Raw genomic sequence first — 25,706 nt, forward strand, 5'->3', positions numbered from 1 at the left:
TGCGTTGTTGCATAGGATTCGCCGCCTGGGTGCAACCGTTAGCGGCTGTCACTACATAAAAACAAACGCCAGGGCGCAACAATGAGTTTTAGCAATCCAATCACGATCACGTTCGTGATCTATATCGCGGCAATGGTGCTGATCGGCTTCATGGCCTATCGCTCCACCAACAACCTTTCCGATTACATCCTCGGTGGCCGCAGCCTCGGCAGCGTGGTGACCGCGCTCTCGGCCGGTGCCTCGGACATGAGCGGCTGGTTGCTGATGGGCCTGCCGGGCGCCATCTACATGTCGGGCCTTTCCGAAGCCTGGATCGCCATCGGCCTGACTGTCGGTGCCTACCTGAACTGGCTGTTCGTGGCCGGCCGCCTGCGCGTGCAGACCGAGCACAACGGCGACGCGCTGACCCTGCCGGACTATTTCGCCAGCCGTTTCGAAGACCACAGCGGCCTGCTGCGCATCATTTCGGCAATCGTGATCCTGGTGTTCTTCACCATCTATTGCGCCTCCGGCATCGTGGCCGGCGCCCGCCTGTTCGAAAGCACCTTCGGCATGTCGTATGAGACGGCGCTGTGGGCCGGTGCTGCTGCCACCATCGCCTACACCTTCGTCGGTGGCTTCCTGGCGGTGAGCTGGACCGACACCGTGCAGGCCACGCTGATGATCTTCGCGCTGATCCTGACCCCGGTGATCGTGCTGATCGCCACCGGCGGCTTCGACACCACCTTCCTGGCCATCGAAGCCCAGGGCGCGGGCAACTTCGACATGTTCAAGGGCGCCACCTTCATCGGCATCATCTCGCTGATGGGCTGGGGCCTGGGCTACTTCGGCCAGCCGCACATCCTGGCGCGCTTCATGGCGGCAGACTCGGTGAAATCGATCGCCAATGCCCGTCGCATCTCCATGACCTGGATGATCCTGTGCCTGGCCGGTACCGTGGCCGTGGGCTTCTTCGGCATCGCCTACTTCTCGGCGCACCCTGAAGTGGCCGGCCCGGTCACCGAGAACCACGAGCGCGTGTTCATCGAACTGGCCAAGATCCTGTTCAACCCGTGGATTGCCGGTGTGCTGCTGTCGGCCATCCTGGCAGCAGTGATGAGTACCCTGAGCTGCCAGCTGCTGGTGTGCTCCAGCGCCCTGACCGAAGACTTCTACAAGACCTTCCTGCGCAAGAACGCCTCGCAGGTCGAGCTGGTATGGGTCGGTCGCCTGATGGTGCTGGCGGTTGCGCTGATCGCCATCGCGCTGGCCGCCAACCCGGACAACCGCGTGCTGGGCCTGGTGGCCTACGCCTGGGCCGGCTTCGGTGCCGCCTTCGGCCCGGTGGTGCTGATTTCGGTACTGTGGAAGGGCATGACCCGCGACGGCGCACTGGCCGGTATCGTGGTGGGCGCGGTGACCGTGATCCTGTGGAAGCAGTTCGACACCATGGGCCTGTACGAAATCATCCCGGGTTTCCTGTTCGCATCGCTGGCGATCTACTTCGTGAGCAAGGCGGGCAGCCCGTCGGCTGCGATGGTCAAGCGTTTCGAAACCGCTGAAGCGGCGTTCCACGCCGACAAGTAACACGGCTGCATCATGCTGCCCGGCAACGGCCCGGCCTCTTCTGGAGGTCGGGCCGTTGTCATTCTGGCGGCTGTCACCTGACGGCGCGGGCCTGACAGGGTAAACTTCCGGGCCTTGCAGGAGTTGCCATGAACTATCGTCACGCCTTTCACGCCGGCAACCACGCCGACGTGTTCAAACACCTCGTATTGACCCGGCTGATTGCGCTGATGTCGCGCAAGGAGCAGCCGTTCGCCTACCTCGACACCCACGCCGGCCTTGGCCTGTATGACCTGCAGGGCGACCAGGCGACCCGCACCGGCGAGTGGCTGGAAGGCATCGGCCGGCTCTGGGGGCGCGACGACCTGCCCGAGGTGACGGCCGATTACCTGCGCATCCTGCGCAAGATGAACCCCGACGGCGAGCTGCGCTACTACCCGGGGTCGCCCGAGCTGGCACGGCGCCTGGCGCGCCAGCAGGACCGCGTGCTGCTCAACGAGAAGCACCCCGAAGACGGGCGCCTGCTCAAGGAAAACATGAAGAAGGACCCACGCGTGGCGGTGCACCTGGGCGAGGGCTGGCACGTGCCGAGGGCCTTGCTGCCGGTGCAGGAGAAGCGCGCGGTGATGCTGATCGACCCGCCCTTCGAGCAGGCCGACGAGCTCAAGCGCTGCACGGTGGCGATGAAGGAGACGATTGGCCGCATGCGCCAGACGGTCGCGGCCATCTGGTACCCGATCAAGGACCAGCGCCAGCTGGTGCGTTTCTATCAGGACCTGACCAGCACCGGTGCGCCGAAGCTGCTGCGGGTGGAGCTGTACGTGCACCCGCAGGACAGCCCGCAGGGCTTGAACGGCTCTGGCCTGGCGATCGCCAACCCGCCCTGGGGCCTGGAAGAAGAGCTGCGCGCACTGCTGCCGTGGCTGGCCCAGGTGCTGGGGCAGACCCAGGGCAGCTGGCGCATGGACTGGCTGATTGCCGAGTAGGGTGTTGTGAATGTGTTGGCCTATCGCGGGTCAAGCCCGCTCCCACAGAGGCAATGATGTCCTTGTGGGAGCGGGCTTGACCCGCGATGGGTTCCACGCCAGCAGTGCGCCCTGCACTCCGTACCACGCTTTACGCTATAATCCCGCCCTTTCGCTGCCACCCGCCCATGAGGCCGGGGCGCACATCTACAGATTTGAAGAGGCTAGACCCTTGGCATTGACGATTCTTGGCCTGTCCGGCGCCCTTAGCCATGATCCTTCCGCGGCCCTGTACATCGACGGCAAGCTGATTGCCGCCGCTGAAGAAGAGCGCTTCGTGCGCGACAAACATGCAAAGAACCGCATGCCCTACGAATCGGCGAAGTTCTGCCTCGAACAGGCCGGCATCAAGCCGTCCGATGTCGATGTGGTAGCGATTCCGTTCGCCCCCATCAGCCTGTTCGGCAAGGCCCGCTGGCACTACGCCAAGCGCTACTGGTACGCCCCGGATCGCGCCCTCGACGCGCTGCTGATGGGCAACCGTCGCTACAAGCGCTACCGCAACAAGATCGTCTGGTGCCTGGAGCAACTGGGCTTCGATCCGAAAAAGATCAAGATCGAACCGGTCGAGCACCACCTGGCCCACGCCTCCAGCGCCTACCACTGCTCGGGTTTCAAGGAAAAGACCGCGATCCTGGGCATCGACGGCAAGGGCGAGTACGCCACCACGTTCTTCGGCTACGGCGAAAACGGCAAGATCCACAAGATCAAGGAATTCTTCGACCCGGACTCCCTCGGCGGCCTGTATGGCGCGATCACCGAGTTCCTGGGCTTCGAAATGCTCGACGGCGAGTTCAAGGTCATGGGCATGGCGCCGTACGGCGACGCCAGCAAGTATGACTTCTCGCGCCTGGCCAGCTTCGAAAACGGCGAGCTGGAGATCAACACCGACTACGCCAACGTCATCGGCCTGCGCCGCTATAAAGAGAAGGGCAAGGGTTTCTACTTCTCGCCCAAGCTGATCGAGTGGCTGGGCCCCAAGCGCGAAGGCGACATCGCCGACGAGCCGTACATCCACTATGCGGCCAGCATGCAGGCGCTGTTCGAGAAGCTCGCGCTGCAGATGATCGACTACTACCTGGGTGACGTGCTCAAGGAAACCGGCAAGCTGGCCTTTGCCGGCGGCTGCGCGCTGAACGTCAAGCTGAACCAGAAGATCATCGCCCGTCCCGACGTGAAGGAGCTGTTCGTGCAGCCCGCCTCGGGCGACGCCGGCACCGCAGTCGGTGCTGCCGCCTATGTGTCCCACGCCCGTGGCGTACCGGTCGAGAAGATGGAACACGTCTACCTCGGCCCGGCGTACAGCAACGAGGACGTGATCGCCGCCTGCGCCCGTCACGAACACAAGCCGACCTGGCGCAAGCTGGACAACATGCCCGAGCAGATCGCCCGGATCATGGTCGACGGCAACCCGGTGGCCTGGTTCCAGGGCCGCATGGAGTTCGGCCCGCGGGCCTTGGGCGGACGTTCGATCATCGGCTGCCCGAGCGTGCCGGGCGTGGCCGACCGCATCAACCACCAGATCAAGTTCCGCGAGCGCTGGAGGCCTTTCTGCCCTTCGATGCTCGACACCGTGGCGCCGCAGATGATCAAGATCGATCACCCGGCCCCGTTCATGACCTTCACCTTCGAAGTGGCTGAAGAGTGGAAGACCCGCGTGCCGGAAGTGGTCCACGAAGATGGCACCTCGCGGGCCCAGGTGCTCAAGCGCGAGTACAACCCGCGCTACTACGACATGATGAAGGCGCTGGAGACGCTGACCGGCAACGGCGTGTCGCTCAATACCTCGCTCAACCGTCGTGGCGAACCGATGATCTGCTCGCCGACCGATGCCCTGAACATGTTCTTCGGCTCGGACCTGCAGTACCTGATCATGGAAGACATCCTGGTGGTCAAGGACGGCGCGAAAGCTTATGACAGCGTTGGCTGAACGGCACGTCCTGCAGTTTTGCCACGGCTATGACGGGCCGTTTCTCGATTGCGCCCGTCAGTACGCCAGCCTGTTCGCGGGCAAGGGCTACCGCGTCACCACGGTGTTTCTCACCGGCGCCGCCGATCCGCAGGTGGCGGCGGGCTGTGCGAGCGATGAAGTGCTGTTTCTCGAGTTCAGCTCCAAGGCCATTCGTGGCTTGAAGCTGGGCGCGATTCGCGAACTGCGCCGCATTGCCGCGTCGCGCCGATTCAGCTTCTGCATCGCCCATCGCTTCAAGCCTATCTACATCGCCCTGCTGGCCACCCGCCTGCCGGTGATCGGCGTGCACCACGCCTTTGGCGACTACCAGCGGCGTACCCGCCAGCTGTTCGCCAACCTGTTCAGCAAACGCCTGAGCCTGCTCGGGGTGTCGGACGCGGTGCGCGACGACATGCGCCAGTGCCTGCCCAAGTGGCCGGCCGAGCGTATCCAGACGCTGTACAACCGCATCGACATCGACGCCCTGCAGGCCAGCCTGGTGCCCGCCGCGCAGGCGCGCCAGGCCCTGGGCCTGGATGCGAAGGCATGGATCGTCGGCAACGTCGGCCGCCTGCACCCGGACAAGGACCAGGCCACCTTGCTGCGCGGGTTTGCCCAGGCACTGCCGGCACTGCCGGCAGGCGCCCGCCTGGCAGTGCTGGGCACCGGCCGCCTGGAGCACGCGCTCAAGGCGCAGGCCGAGGCGCTGGGGATTGCCGCACAGGTGGACTTTCTCGGCCAGGTACCGGATGCACGGCGCTATTTCAGTGCCTTCGACGTGTTTGCCCTGAGCTCGGACCACGAGCCTTTCGGCATGGTGCTGCTCGAAGCGATGGTGGCCGGCGTGCCGTTGCTGGCCACCGCCTGCGGTGGCGCCAAGGAAGTGGTCGAAGGTGTCGGCATCCTGTTCCCGCTCGGGGATGCCGAGCGTCTGGCGCAAGGCCTGCAACACCTGGCCGAGCTGGACCAGGCGCAACGCCAGGCCTGTGCCGAGCGCATGCTCGAGCGCCTGCGCGAACGCTTCTCCGACACGGCCGTGCGCGAGACTTTCTGGCACCTTCCCCAGGTTGTCGAACTGACGGGGCAGGCCTGATGCTCAATTATGTACAAGGCTGGCGTGAGCGCGGCTGGCGCGTGATCGATGCGCCGGCCTACGCCGACGCCTGGCAGCGCTTTGGCGGCAGTGTGGCGACCCACCCGCTGGTGCTCGCGCAACTGGCCGAGATGGCCGATATTCCGGTGCGTTACCTGGGCTGGTACCAGGGTGACGAACTGAAGGCGGCCATACCCACCTGGGACCGCTACCTGGCACTGTCCAAGGACGTGCTCAAGCGCCGGGGCAAGAAGGGCCTGTTCGACCTGGGCAATGCCGAGCTGATTCTGCCGGCCGCTGCCGATGCACAGGCGCCGCTGCGCCATGCCGGGCGCTACCTGTCCGAGCTCAACCAGGGCCGTTTCAGCGGCCTCAAGGCGCAGCCCGAAGCCCTGGCCATGGCACGCCAGCCCGAAGAACTGTCGAAGAAGTTTCGCTACAACCAGCGCCGCGAACTGCGCTTGCTGGAAGAGGCGGGCGGGCAGGTGCGGGCCATCACCGAGTTCACCAGTGCCGAGATCGCGTCGATGTATTGCGACCTGTTCCAGCGCCGCTGGGGCTTTGCGGCCACCGGTGCCGAGCGCATGGCCGAGATGGTCGAACGCCTGCGCGCGTTGCTGATCGGCTCGGTGCTGTTTCTGGAAGACAAGCCGATCGCGATCCAGCTGGTGTACCGCGTCGAGGCTCCCGAGTGGGTCAGCGTCGAGTACGTCAACGGCGGCGTCGACCCCGAGACGCGTGCCTTCAGCCCGGGCAGCGTGCTGAGCTTTCTCAACACACAGAGCGCCTGGGAAGCCGCGCGCGCGCTGAACAAGCCGCTGCGGTTCTCCTTCGGCCGCGCCGATCGCGAGTACAAGGACCGATGGTGCAACCCCGTGCCGGTGTTTCAGGTGTGAGCCGCAAGCAGCAGTTGCTCAGGCGCCATCGGCGCAACAAGCGCGTGGGCCTGCTGGTCGCTCTGGTGGTGCTGATCGCCCTGGGCGTGCTGGTGAAATGGTGGCTGGCGCTGGTGCTGTTGCCGCTGTTGTGGGTGGCTCACGAGGCATGGTTTGCCGATCACCTGTTCTATTCGCCAGGTGATGATTATCTGTACGAGTTCCCTGAACCCTGCGAGCGCGTGCCGGTGTCGCTGGATGGCCTGGTGCTGCGTGCGCCGGCATCATTGAGCCTGTCGGGCGATGAGACGCTGGTGCTGCAGGTGCGTGTCAAAAGCTCGCTGCTGGGGCGTTTTCGCGACCCTGGCGTCGAGGTGTCGGGCGAGGGGGGGGCGGATCTGCAGGGCTTGGAGCGCGGGGTCGACGGGCTGCGCTACCTCAATCTGACCGGGCAGGCGCCGGCGCTGCTGGCCGGCACTCTGCGCATCCGCGGGCGTTGCTGCCGGGTGGTCGAGGCTGCGTCGCTGATCGTGGTGCGCGCCAGCGACCTGCGCCAGCGCCGGGTGATGGTGATTGCGCCCCACGCCGACGATGCGGAACTGGCCGCCTACGGGCTGTACAGCCAGGCCGAAGAGGCGTGGGTTGTGACGCTTACGGCCGGCGAGATCGAGGCCGAGCATTACCAGCAGATGGGCCTGGAGCCTGCGCACGCCGCACGCCTGAAGGGCCGCTTGCGCGCGTGGGACAGTATCGCCGTACCGCGCTGGGCCGGTGTGCCAGAAGCGCAGTGCGTGCAACTGGGCTACTTCTGCCTGCAGTTGCCCGCCATGCAGGCCGCACCGGATCAGCCCGTCGCCTCACGCGAAGCCGACCTGAGCGATACGCGGCTGTTCCGCCAGCTCAACGCCCTGTCGCTGCCGGGCGACCAGGACGGCGCGCCCACCTGGAACAACCTGCTGGCCGACCTGCGTGCACTGATCATGCAGGCGCGTCCACAGGTGCTGGTGATGCCGCACCCGACCCTGGACCCGCATCCGGACCACCTGTGTGCCCAGGCCGCCGTGCTCGAAGCGTTGCACGGCCTGCAATGGCAGCCCGAGAGCGTGCTGTACTACGCCAACCACCTGCATGACAACGATCGCTGGCCGATGGGTGACAGCGGTGCCGGCATCGCCTTGCCGCCGCAGGTCGAGCCTGGCCAGGCCTGGGCACCCTACAGCCTGAGCCTGACGCTGGACACCCAGCGCGACAAGGCCATGGCCCTGGGCATGATGCATGACCTGCAGCCGCGTGCACCCTTCAAGCGTCGCCTGCGTCGCCTGCTGCAACGTTGGCTGGCCGGTCGTCAGCCTTCGCCTTACGGTGAGAACGAGTTCTTCCGCAAGGCGGTACGTCGACACGAATTGTTCTGGCGCCGGGACCTCTGAACCCGGTGCATGACTGCATAGCTGTGGCCCGAGCGCCGCAAGGAAGACAATGAAAGTTCTATTTCTGGTGCAGAAGGAACAGCGGGCCATTCTTGACCGGCTGTACGAAGGGGTTGCGGCCCATTGCGAATGCGACCTGCGCTGGTTGAGCAGTGCCGAACAGCGCGACCTGCGCGGGTATTTTCGCCGCGAGGTGGACGTCACCCGGTACGACCGCATCATCTTCTTCCTGCGCTTCAAGCAGGAGATCCGTCAGGTCGGTTTCATCCGTACCGTGCCCAATCTGGTCATTCTGGAGCACGATGCCTACCAGAACTACATTCCGTGCAAGTACACCGGCAAGTTCAGCGCGCATTACCGCAAGCTGCCCTGGGCCCGGGTGATCAGCTCGGGCTTCATGGTCAGCGAGCGCCTGCGCCAGGAAGGCTTCGACGCGGTGTTCGTGCCCAAGGGCTACGACCAGCAGTTGCTGGCCGACCAGGGGCGCGAGCGGGACATGGAGCTTGCCTTCGTCGGCAGCACCAACAGTGTGGCCTACAGCGGCCGCAAGGCGTTGCTCGACGAGCTGGGGCAAGTCGAGAACCTGGTGGTGACCCGTACCAATTCGGGTGCCGAGTATTGCGACACGCTCAACCGCATTCGTTTCTTCGTCAGTGCCGACGTCGGCATGGGCGAATACATGATCAAGAACTTCGAGGCCATGGCCTGCGGTTGCGTGCTGCTGGCGTTCGACCAGGGCGAGGCGGAGAATCGTGCGCTGGGTTTGCAGGACATGCACAACGTCGTACTGTATGGCAGCATTGCCCAGCTGCAGGCCAAGTTGAAGGTCCTGCGTGCCGATGAGGCCCTGGTGCGGCGTATTGCTACCAACGGCCGTGATCTGGCGGTTTCACGTTTCAGTTTCGCCCAGGTCGGGCGCAGTATTGTCGAGCAGTTGCAGCCGGTACTCCGTCCTCACCCACCATTGAGCGCTTGGCAGCGTCTGCGTCTGAAACTGGGGGTCTGACTCCCTGGGCTGCCGCCCGAACGGACTGGAGAGGTTGCAACTGCATGGATGTATTTACCGGGGGTTGCTGTGCAATTTAGTGAAAAGAGTGATGTGACGCTGGTAGTGACCAGCTGCGGGCGGTTCGATCTGCTCAAGCTGACGCTGGACAGCTTCGATCAGTTCAACACGGCGCCTATCCGTGAGGTTTTCATCACCGAAGACAGCGGTGAGGAGGCCGTGCACGACGCCATACCGGAGCACTGGAAGCCTTACTGCACGGTGTTCGTGAACAAGCCCAAGCTTGGGCAGCTGGCGTCGATCGACCTGGCCTACGGTCATGTCAAAACCCCGTACATCTTTCATTGCGAGGATGACTGGCGGTTCTATCGCCCGGCCTTCGTCGAAGATTCGCGAGCGATTCTCGAGGCGCGGCCGAAACTGCTGCAGGTATGGCTGCGCAATTTCGTCTACGACCTCAACGTCAACAGCCCCTACATTCATCTGGGCGAGCGCGAGATCATCGCTGGGGTCCCTTGCTACCCACTGCTCTCGGACAAGCCCGAGTGGCAGTCTTTCTCGCTGAACCCAGGGCTGCGGCGCCTGAGTGACTATCATCTATGTGCACCCTTCGCTGCGCATGGCGGTGAAAAGTCGCTGTCAAAGCGGTATGCCGAACTTGAACTGACTGCTGTGACCCTTGAAGGCGATGCGGTACTGCACACCGGATTCGGCCATCACGTCACGATGCCCGAGGAGCGGCTGCGCAAGGCACGTCGCAAGCAGCGCGAGCGTGTTCGGTTGTCGTTGGCGGCAATAGCGGGGTTGGTGGTGGGAGTTGGCCTTGCTCTTCTGTTGTCGTGAGTCGTTTTCTGCCTTTCCAGTGATAGGTGAATCAAGGTGGGCTGGCCAGTGAACGTCATCAATATCATGTGGGCAGGTGGCTCGCCGTTCGTCTCCGTGCACAAGGTCCACCAGCAGATTCTTTCGCTGGTGCCTCCTGACATCTCTGTGAACAGCTGGTTGCTGCAGGGCCATGGGGCTGCGTGCGCCCCGGGCGCAACGCGGGAATGGAACCTGCCACAGCGCCTGATAAAGGGTCGTCATGTGTGGGGGCTGCTGCAGCCCTGGTTGCGCGCCCGCCTGCGCAAGGCGCTGCTGGAGGCCGATGCCGACGCCTTGCTGCTCGATGGGGTGGGTGTGTCGCGCCTGATCTTGCCTGTGCTCAAGGGCCTGCCTGAGGTAAAGGCGACCGTGGTGTTTCACGGCAAGACCCGTTTGCATCCCAGTGACGTGGCGCTGTTGCGCGGGTTCAAGCCGGCGCAGCTGTCACTGGTGGCGGTGTCGGCCACGCTGGCGGCGTCATTGCAGGCCGAGCTGGGCCTGAAGGTGACGGCCTTGCGTACCGCGTTGGAACCTACCCGTTTTTGCGCCGAGCAACTGACAGCGCAGCAAGCGCGCCAGGTCATGGGGTTGAGGGAGCCCGGTGTGCGGATCATGGGGGCTGTCGGTCGCCTGGTCATGGACAAGGGGTTCGACTACCTGATCGATGCATTTGCCGACGCCAGCCGGGCGCAACCCGATCTGCGCCTGGTCATTCTCGGCGAAGGCCCCGAGCGCCCATTGCTGCAGCAAAAGATCCAGGCGCTGGGCCTGCAGGGCAAGGTATCGCTGACAGGGCATTGCGACATTCTGGAGTGCCTGTACCAGGCGTTCGACTGGTTGCTCGTGCCTTCCCGGGCCGAGGGCCTGGGCCTGGTACTGCAGGAGGCAGTCATTGCCGGCGTGCCGGTGCTGTGCAGTGACCTGCCGGTGTTCCATGAACAGTTGGGCGATAGCGGTCTTTACGCTCGGGTCGGTGATGTGCAGGAGTGGGCTGCTGCCATCGAGCGTTGCGCCAGCCTGCCGGCAACCGCCGTTGCCCAGGCGCAGTACCGCTCGCTGGCACCGGAGCAAGCCTGGGAATGCTTCAGTCGAACCCTGCGGGAAATGTGGGCGGTCAAGCCTGACTCAGGGAGCCAGTAGGGCCTGTTCCAGCTCGGCGAGGGGGAAGCTCCCGCCGAGTTTTTCACGTGACAGGTAGCGGGCGAAGTGCTGTATGTTGCGCTTGATCATGCGCCGGCTCAGCGGCCCGCGTAGAAAACGCATGTCCGCCACATCGATCAGCCCCCACTGCTGGTCGGGCGTCACCACGATGTTGCCCAGGTGCAGCGAGCGAAAATATACCCCCGATCGATGCAGGGTCCGTACCAGGCGGACCATGTCCGGCAGTGCCTGCTGCCAGCTGAAGCCTTCCTTGCGGCTGAGCTGGCTCAGCGTCTGGCCTGGCAGGGGGTGGTACAGCACCGCCGTCATGCCGGGCTTTTCCAGGCGGTAATGCGCCAATACACGCAGAGTCGGAATGCCCAACTGCTCCAGCCTGGCGGCGTTGTCGATGAAGCGGCGGGAGTAGGGCCGCAGCAACGCCGACGACAGCAGGCGCTTGCGCCGGAAAAGTTTAAGGATATTGCCGTTCTCTAGCAGGTAGACTTTCGCACCGTAGCTGTCAGCTTCCAGTATCTGGGCACCGACGATCAGTTGGTTGAGGTCGGCCTGAGGGAGCCGGGAGCATTGCATGTAGATGGCCTTGTCGAAATAGCGAGCAGGAATGACAGGGCATAATGCCGAAAACTAAAAGAATGCACCATGTTGGTCGCTTGGATTGAATGGGGAAGGGATGATGTACGCGAGTCGCTGGGCGCAATTGTGGTTGGCTGTAGGGCTGCTCTGGTTTCTGGCAGGTATTGCTCTGGCGCCTAGTAACAAGATTTATCAGCAAGGTCTGATCGCGTTTCTTTGGCTACCGACCCTGGTACTGGGCTGGTCGGCCCGGGAGCAGTTCGGCCGATTGTGGGCACAGCAGCGCGCGCTGTGCATGAGCGTGCTTATGTTGCTGGGCTGGGGCCTGGTGTCGTTGAGCTGGGCCGTAGGTGAAGAGCCGATCCGGGAGGGCAAGCGGCTGTTCTACATCATCCTGTTCCTGTTGGCGTTTCCTTTGCTGGCCAGTGCAGGTACGCAGCGATTTTTACTTTTGATGCAATGGGGTGGCATCGGTCTGGGGTTGGCCGCTGCAATCTCGATCGTCCACTTCTACGGAGTCCTGGGACGCCCATGGGTGGCTCGGCTGCAAGGCATCGGTGAAATTTCCCATCCGATTCTGGGTGCCTACGTGGTGGGTGCGGCCATTGTCTGGATGTTGCACTGGATGCCGCAACAGCGCTGGATGCAGCTTTTATGGGCACTTTCGGTGGTATGTCTGGGGGCCTTCGTGATGCTTGGCCAAAGCCGCGGCGCTGCGCTGGCCCTTCTGCTTACCGTCGTGGCAATGCCGCTTTGGTGCCGTGACCGGCGCAGTCGAGTGCTTGCCGCTGGGGCGCTGATCATTTCGGTACTGGGCTTTCTGATGGTCTACCGACTGATCGTTTTGCGCGGCGTTTCCTATCGTCCCGAGATTTTCAACAGCGCGCTCCAGATGATCGCCGACCATCCCTGGCTGGGGTTGGGCCTCGGTACGCAGTTCAAGGTGGTGGCCAACGGTATCGCCTTCGATCACTCGCACAACATGTTCACCCACATTGGTATCGAGCTGGGTGTGCCTGGCCTGTTGCTGTGGGCTGCAGTGTGGCTGCTGGTGCTCAGGGAGGGGTGGCGTGCCCGCGACACGCTGTTGGGCAAGGGCCTCATCGGTCTGTGGCTGTTCTGCACCCTGGCCATGCAGTTCGACGCTGCGAGCCTGACCGGCACCCCCCGTGCCGAATGGTTCATCAGTTGGCTGCCAGTGGGGTTGGCCAGCGTGCTGGTGTGGGCGCGTGCCCAATCGGCAGGCTGTGATAAAATCGATCGTTCAACCTGAACAGTGAGCTCGAAGATGGCTGAAACACCGCGCACGGCGCAGCAGAGCTCCAGTCTGAAGATCTATTTCCGACTGTTGACCTACGTAAAGCCCTACATTGGCATTTTCCTGCTGAGTATCCTCGGCTTCGTGATATTCGCCTCGACCCAGCCCATGCTGGCGGGCATCCTCAAGTATTTCGTCGATGGGCTGAGCAATCCCGAAGCGGTGTTGTTCCCCAACGTGCCTTACCTGCGTGACCTCCAACTGTTGCAGGCCGTGCCGCTGCTGATCGTGCTGATCGCCGCCTGGCAGGGCCTGGGCTCGTTTCTGGGCAACTTCTTTCTGGCCAAGGTTTCTCTGGGCCTGGTGCACGACCTGCGGGTGGAGTTGTTCAACAAGCTGCTGGTACTGCCCAACCGCTATTTCGACAGCCACAACTCCGGACACCTGATTTCGCGTATCACCTTCAACGTGACCATGGTCACCGGCGCCGCCACCGATGCAATCAAGGTGGTGATCCGCGAAGGCCTGACCGTGGTGTTCCTGTTCGGCTATCTGCTGTGGATGAACTGGAAGCTGACCATCGTGATGCTGGCGATCCTGCCGCTGATCGCGCTGATGGTCAGCAGTTCGAGCAAGAAATTCCGCAAGCAGAGCAAGAAGATCCAGGTGGCCATGGGCGATGTGACGCATGTCGCGTCCGAGACCATCCAGGGCTATCGCGTGGTGCGCAGTTTCGGGGGCGAGAACTACGAGCAGCAGCGCTTCGCCGATGCCAGCCAGAGCAACACCGAGAAGCAGCTGCGCATGACCAAGACCAGCGCGGTGTATACACCGATGCTGCAACTGGTGATCTACTCGGCCATGGCCGTGCTGATGTTCCTGGTGCTGTACCTGCGCGGCGACTCCACCGCCGGCGACCTGGTGGCCTACATCACCGCGGCCGGTCTGCTGCCCAAGCCGATCCGCCAGCTGTCGGAAGTCAGCTCGACCATCCAGAAGGGTGTGTCGGGGGCCGAGAGCATCTTCGAGCAGCTGGATGTGGAGCCGGAAGTCGACCACGGCACCGTCGAGCGCGACCGGGTTACCGGGCGTCTGGATGTACGCCACCTGAGCTTCACCTACCCGGGTAGCGAGCGCCGCGTGCTCGATGACATCAGCTTCACCGCCGAGCCGGGTCAGATGGTGGCGCTGGTTGGGCGTTCGGGCAGCGGCAAGTCGACCCTGGCCAGCCTGATACCGCGTTTCTACCCGCATGCCGAGGGCGAGATCCTGCTCGATGGCGTGGAGGTGGAGCAGTACCGCCTGCGTAACCTGCGTCGGCACATTGCCCAGGTGACCCAGCATGTGACCCTGTTCAACGACACCGTGGCCAACAACATCGCCTACGGTGACCTGGCCGGTGCGCCGCGCGAGCAGATCGAGGCTGCGGCAGCCGATGCCTATGCCAAGGAGTTCATCGATCAGTTGCCCCAAGGGCTGGACACCGAGGTCGGCGAGAACGGCGTGCTGCTGTCCGGCGGCCAGCGCCAGCGTCTGGCGATCGCCAGGGCCCTGCTCAAGAATGCACCGCTGCTGATTCTGGACGAGGCCACCTCGGCCCTCGATACCGAGTCGGAGCGGCACATCCAGGCCGCCCTGGACCAGGTGATGAAAGGCCGTACCACTCTGGTGATCGCGCACCGCCTGTCGACCATCGAGAAGGCCGACCTGATCCTGGTGATGGATCAGGGGCGCATCGTCGAGCGTGGCACGCATGGCCAGTTGCTGGCCGAAAACGGCTATTACGCGCGCCTGCACGCCATGGGCCTGGATGAGCCGGCCAAGGCCGACATCACCTGAGTCACCCTGCCAGGGCGCGTTCTGCGCCCTGGTTGTCACAGCAGGTTACCGGCGCCGAACAGGCCGGTGCCAGGGCTGTGCTAATATCCCGCCCCTGTTCATTTTGTCTATATGGGTTGCCCATGAAGTTGTCCATGCCGCGTTTCGATCAAGCTCCGGTACTGGTGGTCGGGGATGTCATGCTCGACCGCTACTGGCATGGCGGTACCTCTCGCATTTCACCTGAAGCCCCGGTACCGGTGGTCAAGGTCGAGCAGATCGAGGACCGTCCGGGTGGTGCGGCCAACGTTGCGCTGAACATTGCCGCGCTGGGTGCGCCGGCCTCGCTGGTGGGCGTCACCGGCCAGGACGAGGCCGCCGACAGTCTGGCCAACAGCCTGCAGGCAGCGGGGGTTCGTTCGATCTTCCAGCGCATCGCCCATCAGCCGACCATCGTCAAGCTGCGGGTCATGAGCCGTCACCAGCAACTGCTGCGCATCGATTTCGAAGAGCCCTTTGCCACCGACCCGCTGTCGCTGGGCGCCGAAGTCGACGCCCTGCTCGAAGGGGTGAAGGTGCTGGTGCTGTCCGACTACGGCAAAGGCGCATTGAAGAACCATCAGAGCCTGATTCAGGCCGCGCGGGCCAAGGGCATTCCGGTGCTGGCCGACCCCAAGGGCAAGGATTTCTCGATCTACCGCGGCGCCAGCGTCATCACGCCGAATCTGGGCGAGTTCGAGGCCATCGTCGGGCATTGCGCCGACGAGACCGAACTGGTCAGCAAGGGCGGCGAGCTGATGCGCGAGCTGGAACTGGGCGCCTTGCTGGTGACCCGAGGCGAGCACGGCATGACCTTGCTGCGCCCGGGCCATCCGGCCATGCACCTGCCGGCACGGGCGCGTGAAGTGTTCGATGTGACCGGTGCCGGCGATACCGTGATCTCCACCCTGGCGGCGGCGATCGCCGCCGGTGAGGAGCTGCCCCATGCGGTCGGTCTGGCCAACCTGGCTGCCGGCATCGTGGTCGGCAAGCTGGGTACGGCGGCCATCAGCGCGCCGGAACTGCGCCGCGCCATCCAGCGCGAAGAAGGCTCCGAGCGCGGGGTGCTGAGTCTTGAGCAGTTGCTGCTGGCCATCGACGATGCGCGGGCGCACAACGAGAAGATCGTGTTCACCAATGGCTGCTTCGACATTCTGCATGCCGGGCACGTGACCTACCTGGAGCAGGCGCGTGCGCAGGGCGACCGGTTGATCGTGGCGGTCAATGACGATGCTTCGGTCAGTCGCCTGAAGGGGCCGGGTCGCCCGATCAACAGTGTCGACCGGCGCATGGCGGTGCTGGCGGGGCTGGGGGCAGTGGACTGGGTCATCAGCTTCTCCGAAGGCACCCCGGAAAACCTGCTTGCCGAGGTCAAGCCCGACGTGCTGGTCAAGGGTGGCGACTACGGCATCGATCAGGTGGTGGGCGCCGATATCGTCAAGGCCTATGGCGGTACGGTGAAGGTGCTGGGGCTGGTGGAAAACAGCTCGACCACGGCGATCGTGGAGAAAATCCGCAAGAACTGAGTGGTTTGACCCGCGATTAGGGCCTGCAAAAACGTCCTACTTCTGCAAAGCCAGCCCCAACAGCTGGCGGGCCTTGCCCGTCAGCCTTTTAAGTTTCGAGTCCGGCCTGGGCGCCACCAGCCCCTGCTGCCTCAGCCAGTCCTTCCAGCGAATCCGCTCTTCACGCACCAGCCAGCCATCCTGTCGGGCAAAGCTTTCGGCCAGGTAGATACCACGTGTACTCGCCGGCACCAATCGGTCCTTCTTCAGGGTGTACAGCTCGGCCTGCGGCTGACCGTCTTCCAGCGGCATCAGGTACAAGTCTGGCCGGCTGCGGTTGAGGCGTGCCACCAGTTGGTCGCCCTCAAGGCGCTCGTCCACATGGAACAGGCTCAATGATTTGGCTTCCCTGGGCACTTGCAGGCGCAGGTCATAAATCAGTTGCAGTGACGCCGTGGGCAGGTGGACATAGGCTCGCGGTCGCTCGATCAGCGGCTGGTTGCCACAGCGCACCGGTCGCGCGGCCCCCGAGTGAGGGGTCAGCACGAAGGGCATCGCTTCACGGTAATGCAGCGCGTCGGCGTACGGCGCCGGCAACCAGGTGTCGTTGAAACGCCCCCCAAGCCAGCCTTCCGGGGTCTCCAGCAGGCATTCCTCGGCCACTTCCTGCACGGCCGTGTGCAAGGGCAGGTTCAGTTCCTGAGCGGGCACGTAACCGGAGATCAGCTTGAGCACCACATCACCGCGGTCCTGGCGGCGCTGGCGCACCAGTACCCAGTAGTCGCGGTTCTGCCACTGCAGGGTGAGGCGCACCGAAACGCCCAGGTTGGCCAGCTCCACGGCGAAGCGCTCGGGGTCGGCCACCTGGATGGCCTTGCGCCGCTGCAGGGTCTGGGCAAAGTTCAGCGGCATGCCGATGCTCTGGTAGCTCAGGCCCTCGGGGCCGGCTTCCACATGCAGGGGCAGGGTCTTGAAGTTGCTGGGGTTCTTGCGGATCAGCGTGCGCGGCATCTCGGCTCCTTCTTGCGTTGGGGTCGGCCGCGGCGGCGGCTCAGCGCTGGCTCAGGATCTTGGCGACCACGCCCACGTTGTGGGCCAGGTGCACGGGATTGATGGTGCCGACAATAGCACTGCTCACCCCGGGGTGGGCAAACAGCAGCTCGAAGCTGGCCCGCACCGGGTCGACGCCCGGGGCCAGGCAGGCATGACCACTGGCCAGGGCCTTTTTCACCAGGATGGCCTTGCCGTGTTCGGCAGCATAGTCCAGCACCGGGCGTTCGCCCTGCTCGTCGAGGTTGTAGGTAACCATCGCGCAATCGCCTGATTGCAGGGCCTGCAGCCCACCTTCGACGGTTTTGCCGGACAGCCCGAAGCCGCGAATCTTGCCTTCCTGCTTGAGTCGGGCCAGGGTTTCGTACACCGCTTCCTGCTGCAGAATGCGCAGATCGTTGCCGTCGGAATGCACCAGTACAAGATCGATACAATCTGTTTCAAGGCGCTGGAGGCTGCGTTCCACCGAGCGGCGCGTGTGGGCGGCGCTGAAGTCGAAGTGCGAGTGGCCGTCGTCGAACTCTTCGCCGACCTTGCTGACGATCACCCAGTCGTGGCGCTGGCCGCGCAGCAATGGGCCCAGCCGCTCTTCGCTGCGGCCATAGGCCGGTGCGGTGTCGATCAGGTTGATGCCCAGCTCGCGGGCCTGGCGCAGCAGCAGGCGGGCCTCGTCGTCGTCGGGGATGGTGAAGCCGTTGGGGTATTTGACGCCCTGGTCGCGGCCCAGCTTGACCGTGCCCAGCCCCAGCGGGGAAACGCTCAGGCCGGTGCTGCCCAGCGGGCGGTGATAGGGGTGCAGGGTCGGCAGGCTCATGGCAGCAGTTGCTCCCATACCGGTTGTGCCAGGGGCGGTTTTGGCAGGGGCGGCAGGGCAGGCAGATTGCCTGGCTTGATATCGTCACGTTCCAGGCTGTTCAGCACGCGGTCAGCGAAGTCCGGTGCCAGGGCCAGCTTGGTCGGCCAGCCCACCAGCAGGCGCTGCTGGTCGGCGAGGAAGGCGTTGTCGGGGCGCACCAGGCCCGATTGCGCAGGTTCGGCGCGGTCGACACGCACGGTGGCCCACTGCACCTGGCTGAGGTCGACCCAGGGCAGCAGCCCCGCGACCTCCTTGCGGGCGGCAGCGATCTGCGCTTCGGGTTCGCGCGCAACGCCCTCGGCTTCGGCCAGGTCGCCGCCCAGGTACCACACCCACTGGCCGTCGGCGGCCGGGTGGGTGGTCACGGTGATGCGCGGCTTGGGCCCGCCGCCCAGGCAGTGGGCGTACAGGGGCTTGAGGCTCGGGCCCTTGGCCATGACCATGTGCAGCGGTCGGCGCTGCATGGCCGGCTGGCTCAGGCCCAGGCTTTGCAGCAGCGCGGCATTGCCGGCACCGGCGCTGAGCACCACGCGCTGGGCGCGGATATCGCGGCCATCGACACGCAAGCCGACCAGTTCGTCACCTTCATGCAGCGGTTCGATATGTTCACCGGCCAGCAGGCTGTCGCCGGCCAGCTCTGCCAGGCGCGCGAGCAGGCTCGGCACGTCCACCACCAGTTCGGCCAGGCGGTACACCTTGCCCTTGAAGGCACGGTCCTGCAGGGCAGGGGGCAACTGGTCGCCCTTGACCTGGTCGACCCGGCCGCGTACCGCCTTGCTGGCGAAGAAGCTGGTGAGGTTGCCGGCCAGGGTGCCGGGCGACCACAGGTAGTGCGCCTCGGACAGCAGGCGCACGCCGCTCAGGTCCAGTTCGCCGTTGCCGGCCAGGGCCTCGCGCCAGCGCCGCGGCATGTCGGCAATGGCCTCGGAGGCGCCGGTGAGCGCACCGTGCAGGGCGTACTTGGCACCGCCGTGGATGATCCCCTGGGACTTGAGGGTCTGCTCGCCACCGAGGCTGGCGCGTTCCACCAGCACCGTCGAGTAGCCCAGGCGGCGCAGGCGGGCATTGAGCCAGAGGCCTGCGACCCCTGCGCCGACGATCAGCACGTCGGTGGAAATAACGGATGACATGCACGCACCTCACAAGCAAAGACAGGAGCGCAGTATACAGCCTGTGAGGTTTCGTACCCTGTCGCTCATCAATGCCCGGTGGTTTTGGAGAACACCTGGATCACCACCACGCCGCCGACGATCATGGCCATGCCGAGCATGGCCGGCACATCCAGTTTCTGCCCGTAGATCACCAGCGCCGCGATGCTGATCAGCACGATGCCCAGGCCCGACCAGATGGCGTAGGCAATGCCTACCGGAATGCTGCGCACCACCAGGGTCAGCATCCAGAACGCCACGATGTAGCCGCACACCATCAGAAGCAGGGGCAGCGGCGTACTCAGGCCCTTGACCGCCTTCATCGAGGCGGTGGCAATGACTTCGGCGCAGATGGCGATGGCCAGGTAGGTATAGGCGTTCATGGTAGTCCTCTGTTCTGGTCGCGCATTCTAGAGGATGGCGCAATGGGGTAAAGTCATTACCTATCTATTCTGGAGATAGGCGGGCATGCACGGTCAATGGAACCTCGAACAGCTGCGCACCTTCGTGCGGGTCGCCGAACTGCGCTCGTTCTCGGCGGTGGCGCGTGAGCAGCGCAAGGCCCAGTCGGCGGTCAGCAACGCCATCGCGTTGTTTGAGGCCGACCTTGGGGTCACGCTGTTCGAGCGTAGCAGCGGGCGTCAGCCGCGCCTGACCGATGCCGGCCAGGCGTTGCTCGAGGAGGCACGCGAGCTGCTGCGCCAGTGCGAGCGCCTGGACGGTCGGGCGCAGGCGCTGATGCGCGGGCAGGAGGCGCAACTGCGCCTGGCGCAGGACGAGGCCATGCCCTTCCAGCCGGTGCTCGACAGCCTCGACGAGCTGGCCGTGCAGTACCCGCTGCTGGAAATCCAGGTGGCCAGCGGTGCCCAGGGCGATGTGGCGCGCAAGTTGCTGGAGCGCCGTGCCGACCTGGGTCTGATGTTCCACCACGAGCACATGCCTGCAGCGCTGGAGCGCCAGGCGCTGGGCAGCGTGGAGATGGTCACCGTGTGCGCGGTGCATCACCCGCTGGCGCAACTGGCCAGCGTCAACCGCCAGCACCTGGCGCAGCACCGTCAGTTGCTGATCACGCCCCAGCAGAGTGGCTACCCTGGCGGCGAACCGATCAGCCCGCAGATCTGGCGCGCCGACAGCTTCTACGTGATGGCCGAGATGCTCATGCGCGGGCTGGGCTGGGCCTGGCTGCCGCGCCATGTGGTGCAGTACCCGGCCTACCAGCAGCAGATGGTGGAGCTTGCCAGCGAGTGGCGCCCGCCGGCGCTGGTGGTGGAGTTGGCGTGGCGCCGCGACGAGCCGCTGGGGCCGGCCGCGCGCTGGCTGGCCGAGCGCTTCGCAGTGCATTTGTGCGCCATTGGCTAGTACACTTCGGCGCCATGAACAGAACCCTATATACCCTGCTGTTTCACCTGGGCCTGCCGCTGGTCGCGCTGCGCCTGTACCTGCGTTCGCGCAAGGCGCCGGCCTATGCCCGGCGCATTGCCGAGCGCTTCGGCCTGAAGCTGCCGCCCCTGCAGCCGGGGGGCATCTGGGTGCATGCGGTGTCGGTGGGCGAGAGCATCGCCGCCGCGCCGATGGTGCGTGCCCTGCTGCAACGTTATCCACAGTTGCCGATCACCATCACCTGCATGACGCCCACCGGTTCCGAGCGCATCCAGGCGCTGTTCGCAAACGAGCCACGCATCCAGCACTGCTACCTGCCGTACGACCTGCCGTGGGCGGCGGCGCGGTTTCTGGAGCGTGCTCGCCCGCAACTGGCGGTGATCATGGAGACCGAGCTGTGGCCCAACCATATCCACCAGTGCGCCCGACGTGGCATACCGGTGGCACTGGCCAATGCGCGGTTGTCGGCGCGTTCGGCCAAGGGCTATGCGCGTTTTGCCGGGCTGACCCGGCCGATGCTGGCCGAGATGAGCCTGATCGCGGTGCAGACCGAAACCGAGGCCGAGCGTTTTCGCCAGCTCGGTGCGCGGCCCGAGTGCGTGCAGGTGACCGGCTCGATCAAGTTCGACCTGACCATCGATGCGCAGCTGCCGGTGCGCGCCAGGGCACTGCGTGAAGAGTGGCAGGCGCTGCAACGGCCGGTGTGGATTGCCGCAAGCACCCATGAGGGCGAGGACGAGGTGATCCTGGCAGCGCATCGGCAGTTGCTGGCGCACCATTCGGACGCGCTGCTGATGCTGGTACCGCGCCATCCGGAGCGCTTCAACGCGGTGCATGGGTTGTGCGCAGCGCAGTTTTCCACGGTGCGCCGCTCTGGCGGTGCGCCGGTGACGGCGGATTGCCAGGTACTGCTGGGCGATACCATGGGCGAGCTGCTGTTTCTGTATGCGCTGGCGGACATCGCGTTCGTCGGCGGCAGCCTGGTGCCCAACGGCGGGCACAATCTGCTGGAGCCGGCTGCACTGGCCAGGCCAGTGCTGAGTGGGCCGCATCTGTTCAACTTTCTCGAGATCGCGGCAATGCTGCGCGAGGCGGGGGCGTTGTGCGAAGTGGATGATGCCCAGGGGCTGGCGGCCGAGGTGCGGCGCCTGATCGAGCTGCCCAGTGATGCACTGAAGATGGGCGAGGCGGGGGTCGGGGTGATGCGGGCCAATCAGGGGGCGTTGAAGCGCCTGCTGGATGGGCTGGGGAATCTGCTCAAGGCGTGAGGCCTGTTCGCCGGTAAGGCCGGCTCCTACACGGGTGCGCAACACCTGTAGGAGCCGGCCTTGCCGGCGAAGCTGTTTCAGGGCCTTTCGAAATTGGCTTGCGCCGCCTTGGCCAGGTCCGGCGGCAGGAAGTCCTTGTCCGGGTTGTAGTCGGGCTTGAGGTAGCGACCCAGGTCATTCAGGTCTTGCGGGCTCAAGGTCCCGGCGGCCTGCTTCAGGCGCAGGTTGTCGAGGATGTAGTCATACCGGGTGTTGTTGTAGTCGCGCACCGAGGTGTACAGCTGGCGCTGTGCATCCAGCACGTCGACGATGTTGCGCGTACCCACCTGGTAACCGATTTCGGTCGCTTCCAGCGCACTCTGGTTGGAAATGATCGACTGCTTGCGCGCCTGCACCTGCTCCACGTCGGTGTTCACCGCGCGGTGCAGGTTGCGGGTGTTTTCCACCACCTGGCGACGCAGGCTCTCGCGCTGCTGTTCGCTCTGGCTCAGGCGCTGGTACGCCTCGCGCACCTGCGAGCTGGTCAGCCCGCCACTGTAGATCGGGATGTTCAGCTGCAGGCCGATGCTGGTCTGCTCCACGTCGCCGCGGTAGTTCTGGCCCGTCAGGTTGGGGTTGCTGAAGCCCAGGCTGTCGTTGTCACCCTTCTGGTAGCGCGCCACCGCGTCCACCGTCGGCGCGTGCCCGGCCTTGCGCTGGCGCAGGGTTTCCTCGGCCGCGTTGACCGCGTAGTTGGTGGCCTGCAGGTTCAGGTTCTGCTTTGCGGCGGTTTCTACCCAGGCCTTGGCGTCATTGGGCGTGGGTACCTGCACCGGCAGGGTGTGCACGATGCCCTGCACCGAGTTGTAGTCGCGGTTGGTCAGGGTCACCAGGGCCTCGAAGGCGTCGTCCACCTGGCGCTGCGCGACGATGCGGTTGGCCCGTGCGGTGTCGTAGCTGGCCTGGGACTGCAGCACGTCGGTCTTGTCCGACAGGCCTACATCGAAGCGCTCGTTGCTCTGGTCGAGCTGGCGCTTGAACGCGGCTTCTTCGGCCTTGGTCGAGGCCAGGGTGTCCTGGGCGCGCAGCACGGCGAAGTAGTTCTCGGCACTTTGCAGAATCAGGTTCTGTTCGGTGGCCGACAGCTCCAGCGCCGCCTGTTCGTTCACCGCTTCGGCTGCCTGCAACTGGAACCAGCGGTCGGCGCGGAAGATCGGCTGGGCCAGGGTGGCCTGCCAGGAGTTGCCGCTGCGGTTGGCGGTGATCGAGGGGTGATCGATCTTCGTACGGCTGTTCATCATCTCGGCGCCGGCCGAGAGGTTGGGCAGCAGGCCGGCACGGGCCTGGGGCACCACTTCCTTGCGGGCGCCGTAGTCGGCGCGGGCAGCGGCCAGGTCGGCGTTGTTGTTCACCGCTTCCTGATACACGCTGACCAGATCGGTGCGTACCGACAGGGGCGGTTCTGCTGCCCAGGCCATTCCGTTGGTAGCACACGACACGGCGAGGGCCAGTGAAAGTTTGCGCAGCATAGGGCAGTCCTTGAACGGTTGAGTATTTCTGAACCGATGAGTGTAGTTGCGCAGGCATTTTGCAACAATCCGCTATTTGCGCCTTTTATCATGCTTGTGCTTGGACTGTTGGCGTTTCGCGTCGCACCGGTCTATGCTGGGCGCGTTCTTGTCGGGGTGCCTTGCGTTGAGGCTGAGATCGGATAATTCCGGATCCCGTTGAACCTGATCAGGTTAGCGCCTGCGTAGGGAACAAGATTGCTCGTCTCCCGCGAGCCCTCTTGTGTCGGCTGCGGGATTGTCATTTCAGCTTTTTGGCTGGTGTGGCATCTTCCGTTTTCGGCACAGCACCAGCCCTGGTGCGCCCGTGCCTTTCAGGTTCACTCCGACTGCCAACCCGTCTGGAGAGCCTGTGATGAGCCAAAAACAAAAATACCCCGCGCACCTGAGTGAATCGGCCAAGGTCGACGAGCAGTCCGTGCAGCCGTTCACCCGTTCGCGCAAGATCTACGTGCAGGGCTCGCGCCCCGATATCCAGGTGCCCATGCGCGAAATCAGCCTGGACGACACCCCCACCGATTTCGGCGGCGAAGCCAACGCGCCGGTGCTGGTGTACGACACCTCCGGCCCCTACACCGACCCCACCGTGCAGATCGACGTGCGCAAGGGCCTGGGCGATGTGCGCTCGGCCTGGATCGACGCGCGCGGCGACACCGAGCGCCTGGCCGGGCTGTCCTCCAGTTTCGGCCAGATGCGCCTGAACGACGTGGAACTGACCAAGCTGCGCTTTGCCCACGTGCGCAACCCGCGCCGGGCCAAGGCCGGCGCCAACGTCAGCCAGATGCACTACGCGCGTCAGGGCATCATCACCGCCGAGATGGAGTACGTGGCCATCCGCGAGAACATGAAGCTGCAGGAGGCCCGCGCCGCCGGCCTGCTCGACCAGCAGCACGCCGGGCACAGCTTCGGCGCAAGCATCCCCAAGGAGATCACCGCCGAATTCGTACGCGAGGAAGTCGCTCGCGGCCGCGCGATCATTCCGGCCAACATCAACCATGTGGAGCTGGAGCCGATGATCATCGGCCGCAATTTCCTGGTGAAGGTCAACGGCAACATCGGCAACAGCGCGCTGGGCTCCTCCATCGAGGAAGAAGTGGCCAAGCTGACCTGGGGCATCCGCTGGGGCTCGGACACGGTAATGGACCTGTCCACCGGCAAGCACATCCATGAAACCCGCGAGTGGATCATCCGCAACTCGCCGGTGCCGATCGGTACGGTGCCGATCTACCAGGCACTGGAGAAGGTCAACGGCGTGGCCGAGGACCTGACCTGGGAGCTGTTTCGCGACACCCTGATCGAACAGGCCGAGCAGGGCGTGGACTACTTCACCATCCATGCCGGCGTGCTGCTGCGCTACGTGCCGCTGACCGCCAAGCGCGTGACCGGCATCGTCAGCCGCGGCGGCTCGATCATGGCCAAGTGGTGCCTGGCGCATCACAAGGAAAACTTCCTCTACACCCATTTCGACGAAATCTGCGAAATCATGAAGGCCTACGACGTCAGCTTCTCGCTGGGCGACGGCCTGCGTCCGGGCTCGATCGCCGACGCCAACGACGCGGCGCAGTTCGGCGAGCTGGAGACCCTGGGCGAGCTGACCAAGATCGCCTGGAAGCATGACGTGCAGTGCATGATCGAAGGCCCCGGCCACGTGCCGATGCAGTTGATCAAGGAGAACATGGACAAGCAGCTCGAGTGCTGCGACGAGGCGCCGTTCTACACCCTGGGCCCGCTGACCACCGACATCGCGCCGGGGTACGACCACATCACCTCGGGCATCGGTGCGGCGATGATCGGCTGGTTCGGTTGCGCGATGCTCTGCTACGTGACGCCCAAGGAGCACCTGGGGCTGCCGAACAAGGACGACGTCAAGACCGGCATCATCACCTACAAGATCGCCGCGCACGCGGCGGACCTGGCCAAGGGGCACCCGGGCGCGCAGATCCGCGACAACGCCTTGAGCAAGGCGCGGTTCGAGTTCCGCTGGGAAGACCAGTTCAACCTGGGCCTGGACCCGGACACCGCACGCTCGTTCCACGACGAGACCCTGCCCAAGGATTCGGCCAAGGTCGCGCACTTCTGCTCGATGTGCGGGCCGAAGTTCTGCTCGATGAAGATCACCCAGGAAGTGCGTGAATACGCCGCCAACCAGCCGGTCGAGGTGGCGGTAGAAGAGGGCATGCGCGAGCAGGCCGAGCGGTTCCGCCAGGAAGGCAGCCAGTTGTACCAGAAGGTCTGAAAGCATCGCGGGTCAAGCCCGCTCCCACAGGTATGCCGCTGCCCTAGAGATCAGCGATACCCCGTGGGAGCGGGCTTGACC

21 protein-coding genes and 1 riboswitch are annotated in these 25,706 nt (G+C 64.6%); of the genes, 15 read left to right on the forward strand and 6 right to left on the reverse strand.

Annotated features, from left to right (window positions below):
- The first annotated feature begins 81 nt into the window (after positions 1-81).
- From putP to QMX96_RS18860, 9 genes are all read left to right on the forward strand, one after another.
- Positions 82-1,566, forward strand: coding sequence for a sodium/proline symporter PutP (gene putP, locus QMX96_RS18820; RefSeq protein ID WP_210013885.1), 1,485 nt, complete (start codon positions 82-84; stop codon positions 1,564-1,566).
- 128 nt (positions 1,567-1,694) lie between these two features.
- Positions 1,695-2,531: a 23S rRNA (adenine(2030)-N(6))-methyltransferase RlmJ gene (gene rlmJ, locus QMX96_RS18825; protein WP_043863583.1), complete on the forward strand. Its 837-nt coding sequence runs from the start codon at positions 1,695-1,697 to the stop codon at positions 2,529-2,531.
- A 211-nt stretch (positions 2,532-2,742) separates the two neighbouring features.
- The gene (locus QMX96_RS18830) at positions 2,743-4,500 is read left to right on the forward strand and encodes a carbamoyltransferase (protein ID WP_043863582.1); all 1,758 of its coding nucleotides are present in this window, start codon (positions 2,743-2,745) and stop codon (positions 4,498-4,500) included.
- Positions 4,484-5,614 (forward strand): glycosyltransferase, encoded by a 1,131-nt coding sequence (locus QMX96_RS18835; RefSeq protein ID WP_054915750.1) that lies wholly within the window; start codon positions 4,484-4,486, stop codon positions 5,612-5,614. The genes QMX96_RS18830 and QMX96_RS18835 overlap by 17 nt, the downstream gene beginning before the upstream one ends.
- The gene (locus QMX96_RS18840; RefSeq protein ID WP_043863580.1) at positions 5,614-6,510 is read left to right on the forward strand and encodes an antimicrobial resistance protein Mig-14; all 897 of its coding nucleotides are present in this window, start codon (positions 5,614-5,616) and stop codon (positions 6,508-6,510) included. The genes QMX96_RS18835 and QMX96_RS18840 overlap by 1 nt, the downstream gene beginning before the upstream one ends.
- Positions 6,507-7,916: a PIG-L family deacetylase gene (locus QMX96_RS18845; protein ID WP_282362223.1), complete on the forward strand. Its 1,410-nt coding sequence runs from the start codon at positions 6,507-6,509 to the stop codon at positions 7,914-7,916. The genes QMX96_RS18840 and QMX96_RS18845 overlap by 4 nt, the downstream gene beginning before the upstream one ends.
- A gap of 49 nt (positions 7,917-7,965) precedes the next feature.
- Positions 7,966-8,922 carry a glycosyltransferase gene (locus QMX96_RS18850; protein WP_282362217.1) on the forward strand — a complete coding sequence of 319 codons (957 nt, stop codon included), beginning with the start codon at positions 7,966-7,968 and terminating at the stop codon, positions 8,920-8,922.
- Positions 8,923-8,991: 69 nt separating this feature from the next.
- Positions 8,992-9,765, forward strand: a complete 774-nt coding sequence (locus QMX96_RS18855) for a glycosyltransferase family 2 protein (RefSeq protein ID WP_282362218.1) — start codon at positions 8,992-8,994, stop codon at positions 9,763-9,765.
- 48 nt (positions 9,766-9,813) lie between these two features.
- Positions 9,814-10,926, forward strand: coding sequence for a glycosyltransferase (locus QMX96_RS18860; protein ID WP_282362219.1), 1,113 nt, complete (start codon positions 9,814-9,816; stop codon positions 10,924-10,926).
- On the opposite strand, the gene QMX96_RS18865 is transcribed toward QMX96_RS18860, so the two are convergent.
- On the reverse strand, positions 10,912-11,517 hold the full coding sequence (locus tag QMX96_RS18865; RefSeq protein ID WP_282362220.1) for a lipopolysaccharide kinase InaA family protein: 606 nt from the start codon (positions 11,515-11,517) through the stop codon (positions 10,912-10,914). The genes QMX96_RS18860 and QMX96_RS18865 overlap by 15 nt on opposite strands.
- A 100-nt stretch (positions 11,518-11,617) precedes the next feature.
- Here QMX96_RS18865 and QMX96_RS18870 point away from each other — a divergent pair, with 100 nt between their 5' ends.
- The 3 genes from QMX96_RS18870 (at position 11,618) to hldE (ending at position 16,161) form a co-directional block, all read left to right on the forward strand.
- Positions 11,618-12,793, forward strand: a complete 1,176-nt coding sequence (locus QMX96_RS18870; protein ID WP_282362221.1) for an O-antigen ligase family protein — start codon at positions 11,618-11,620, stop codon at positions 12,791-12,793.
- A 15-nt stretch (positions 12,794-12,808) separates the two neighbouring features.
- Positions 12,809-14,617 (forward strand): lipid A export permease/ATP-binding protein MsbA, encoded by a 1,809-nt coding sequence (msbA, locus tag QMX96_RS18875; RefSeq protein ID WP_058541611.1) that lies wholly within the window; start codon positions 12,809-12,811, stop codon positions 14,615-14,617.
- 122 nt (positions 14,618-14,739) lie between these two features.
- Positions 14,740-16,161 carry a bifunctional D-glycero-beta-D-manno-heptose-7-phosphate kinase/D-glycero-beta-D-manno-heptose 1-phosphate adenylyltransferase HldE gene (hldE, locus tag QMX96_RS18880; protein WP_043863573.1) on the forward strand — a complete coding sequence of 474 codons (1,422 nt, stop codon included), beginning with the start codon at positions 14,740-14,742 and terminating at the stop codon, positions 16,159-16,161.
- Between the two features lie 36 nt (positions 16,162-16,197).
- Here the strand turns inward: hldE and QMX96_RS18885 are convergent, their stop codons facing one another.
- The 4 genes from QMX96_RS18885 to QMX96_RS18900 form a co-directional block, all read right to left on the reverse strand.
- Positions 16,198-17,151 (reverse strand): hypothetical protein, encoded by a 954-nt coding sequence (locus tag QMX96_RS18885; protein WP_043863572.1) that lies wholly within the window; start codon positions 17,149-17,151, stop codon positions 16,198-16,200.
- A gap of 40 nt (positions 17,152-17,191) precedes the next feature.
- Complete coding sequence (locus tag QMX96_RS18890; RefSeq protein WP_058541609.1) at positions 17,192-18,004, reverse strand: aldo/keto reductase; 813 nt, start codon at positions 18,002-18,004, stop codon at positions 17,192-17,194.
- The gene (locus QMX96_RS18895; protein ID WP_078479863.1) at positions 18,001-19,176 is read right to left on the reverse strand and encodes an FAD-dependent oxidoreductase; all 1,176 of its coding nucleotides are present in this window, start codon (positions 19,174-19,176) and stop codon (positions 18,001-18,003) included. The genes QMX96_RS18890 and QMX96_RS18895 overlap by 4 nt, the downstream gene beginning before the upstream one ends.
- A 68-nt stretch (positions 19,177-19,244) precedes the next feature.
- Positions 19,245-19,577, reverse strand: a complete 333-nt coding sequence (locus QMX96_RS18900) for a multidrug efflux SMR transporter (protein ID WP_043863569.1) — start codon at positions 19,575-19,577, stop codon at positions 19,245-19,247.
- An 85-nt stretch (positions 19,578-19,662) separates the two neighbouring features.
- Between QMX96_RS18900 and QMX96_RS18905 the strand changes: the two genes are divergently transcribed.
- Complete coding sequence (locus QMX96_RS18905) at positions 19,663-20,553, forward strand: LysR family transcriptional regulator (RefSeq protein ID WP_236176705.1); 891 nt, start codon at positions 19,663-19,665, stop codon at positions 20,551-20,553.
- A gap of 14 nt (positions 20,554-20,567) precedes the next feature.
- Complete coding sequence (waaA, locus tag QMX96_RS18910; RefSeq protein ID WP_100632907.1) at positions 20,568-21,842, forward strand: lipid IV(A) 3-deoxy-D-manno-octulosonic acid transferase; 1,275 nt, start codon at positions 20,568-20,570, stop codon at positions 21,840-21,842.
- Between the two features lie 77 nt (positions 21,843-21,919).
- On the opposite strand, the gene QMX96_RS18915 is transcribed toward waaA, so the two are convergent.
- Entirely contained in the window at positions 21,920-23,350 is a 1,431-nt protein-coding gene (locus QMX96_RS18915) for a TolC family outer membrane protein (protein WP_043863566.1), read from the reverse strand.
- 142 nt (positions 23,351-23,492) lie between these two features.
- Positions 23,493-23,598: riboswitch (TPP riboswitch) on the forward strand.
- 146 nt (positions 23,599-23,744) lie between these two features.
- Between QMX96_RS18915 and thiC the strand changes: the two genes are divergently transcribed.
- Entirely contained in the window at positions 23,745-25,625 is a 1,881-nt protein-coding gene (gene thiC / locus QMX96_RS18920; protein WP_054915742.1) for a phosphomethylpyrimidine synthase ThiC, read from the forward strand.
- Positions 25,626-25,706: the final 81 nt, after the last annotated feature.

Origin of the sequence: Pseudomonas sp. PS01300 (assembly GCF_029960155.1) — a bacterium.
GTDB lineage: Bacteria > Pseudomonadota > Gammaproteobacteria > Pseudomonadales > Pseudomonadaceae > Aquipseudomonas > Aquipseudomonas palmensis.

Bases quoted from the DNA above. Each gene is read 5' to 3' on its own strand.
- QMX96_RS18885 (WP_043863572.1), bottom strand. From the start codon at position 17,151: ATGCCGCGCACGCTGATCCGCAAGAACCCCAGCAACTTCAAGACCCTG.
- QMX96_RS18915 (WP_043863566.1), bottom strand. From the start codon at position 23,350: ATGCTGCGCAAACTTTCACTGGCCCTCGCCGTGTCGTGTGCTACCAAC.
- waaA (WP_100632907.1), top strand. From the start codon at position 20,568: ATGAACAGAACCCTATATACCCTGCTGTTTCACCTGGGCCTGCCGCTG.
- QMX96_RS18895 (WP_078479863.1), bottom strand. From the start codon at position 19,176: ATGTCATCCGTTATTTCCACCGACGTGCTGATCGTCGGCGCAGGGGTC.
- QMX96_RS18840 (WP_043863580.1), top strand. From the start codon at position 5,614: ATGCTCAATTATGTACAAGGCTGGCGTGAGCGCGGCTGGCGCGTGATC.
- QMX96_RS18850 (WP_282362217.1), top strand. From the start codon at position 7,966: ATGAAAGTTCTATTTCTGGTGCAGAAGGAACAGCGGGCCATTCTTGAC.
- msbA (WP_058541611.1), top strand. From the start codon at position 12,809: ATGGCTGAAACACCGCGCACGGCGCAGCAGAGCTCCAGTCTGAAGATC.
- QMX96_RS18900 (WP_043863569.1), bottom strand. From the start codon at position 19,577: ATGAACGCCTATACCTACCTGGCCATCGCCATCTGCGCCGAAGTCATT.
- thiC (WP_054915742.1), top strand. From the start codon at position 23,745: ATGAGCCAAAAACAAAAATACCCCGCGCACCTGAGTGAATCGGCCAAG.
- QMX96_RS18905 (WP_236176705.1), top strand. From the start codon at position 19,663: ATGCACGGTCAATGGAACCTCGAACAGCTGCGCACCTTCGTGCGGGTC.
- rlmJ (WP_043863583.1), top strand. From the start codon at position 1,695: ATGAACTATCGTCACGCCTTTCACGCCGGCAACCACGCCGACGTGTTC.
- QMX96_RS18890 (WP_058541609.1), bottom strand. From the start codon at position 18,004: ATGAGCCTGCCGACCCTGCACCCCTATCACCGCCCGCTGGGCAGCACC.
- putP (WP_210013885.1), top strand. From the start codon at position 82: ATGAGTTTTAGCAATCCAATCACGATCACGTTCGTGATCTATATCGCG.
- QMX96_RS18835 (WP_054915750.1), top strand. From the start codon at position 4,484: ATGACAGCGTTGGCTGAACGGCACGTCCTGCAGTTTTGCCACGGCTAT.
- hldE (WP_043863573.1), top strand. From the start codon at position 14,740: ATGAAGTTGTCCATGCCGCGTTTCGATCAAGCTCCGGTACTGGTGGTC.
- QMX96_RS18865 (WP_282362220.1), bottom strand. From the start codon at position 11,517: ATGCAATGCTCCCGGCTCCCTCAGGCCGACCTCAACCAACTGATCGTC.
- QMX96_RS18870 (WP_282362221.1), top strand. From the start codon at position 11,618: ATGATGTACGCGAGTCGCTGGGCGCAATTGTGGTTGGCTGTAGGGCTG.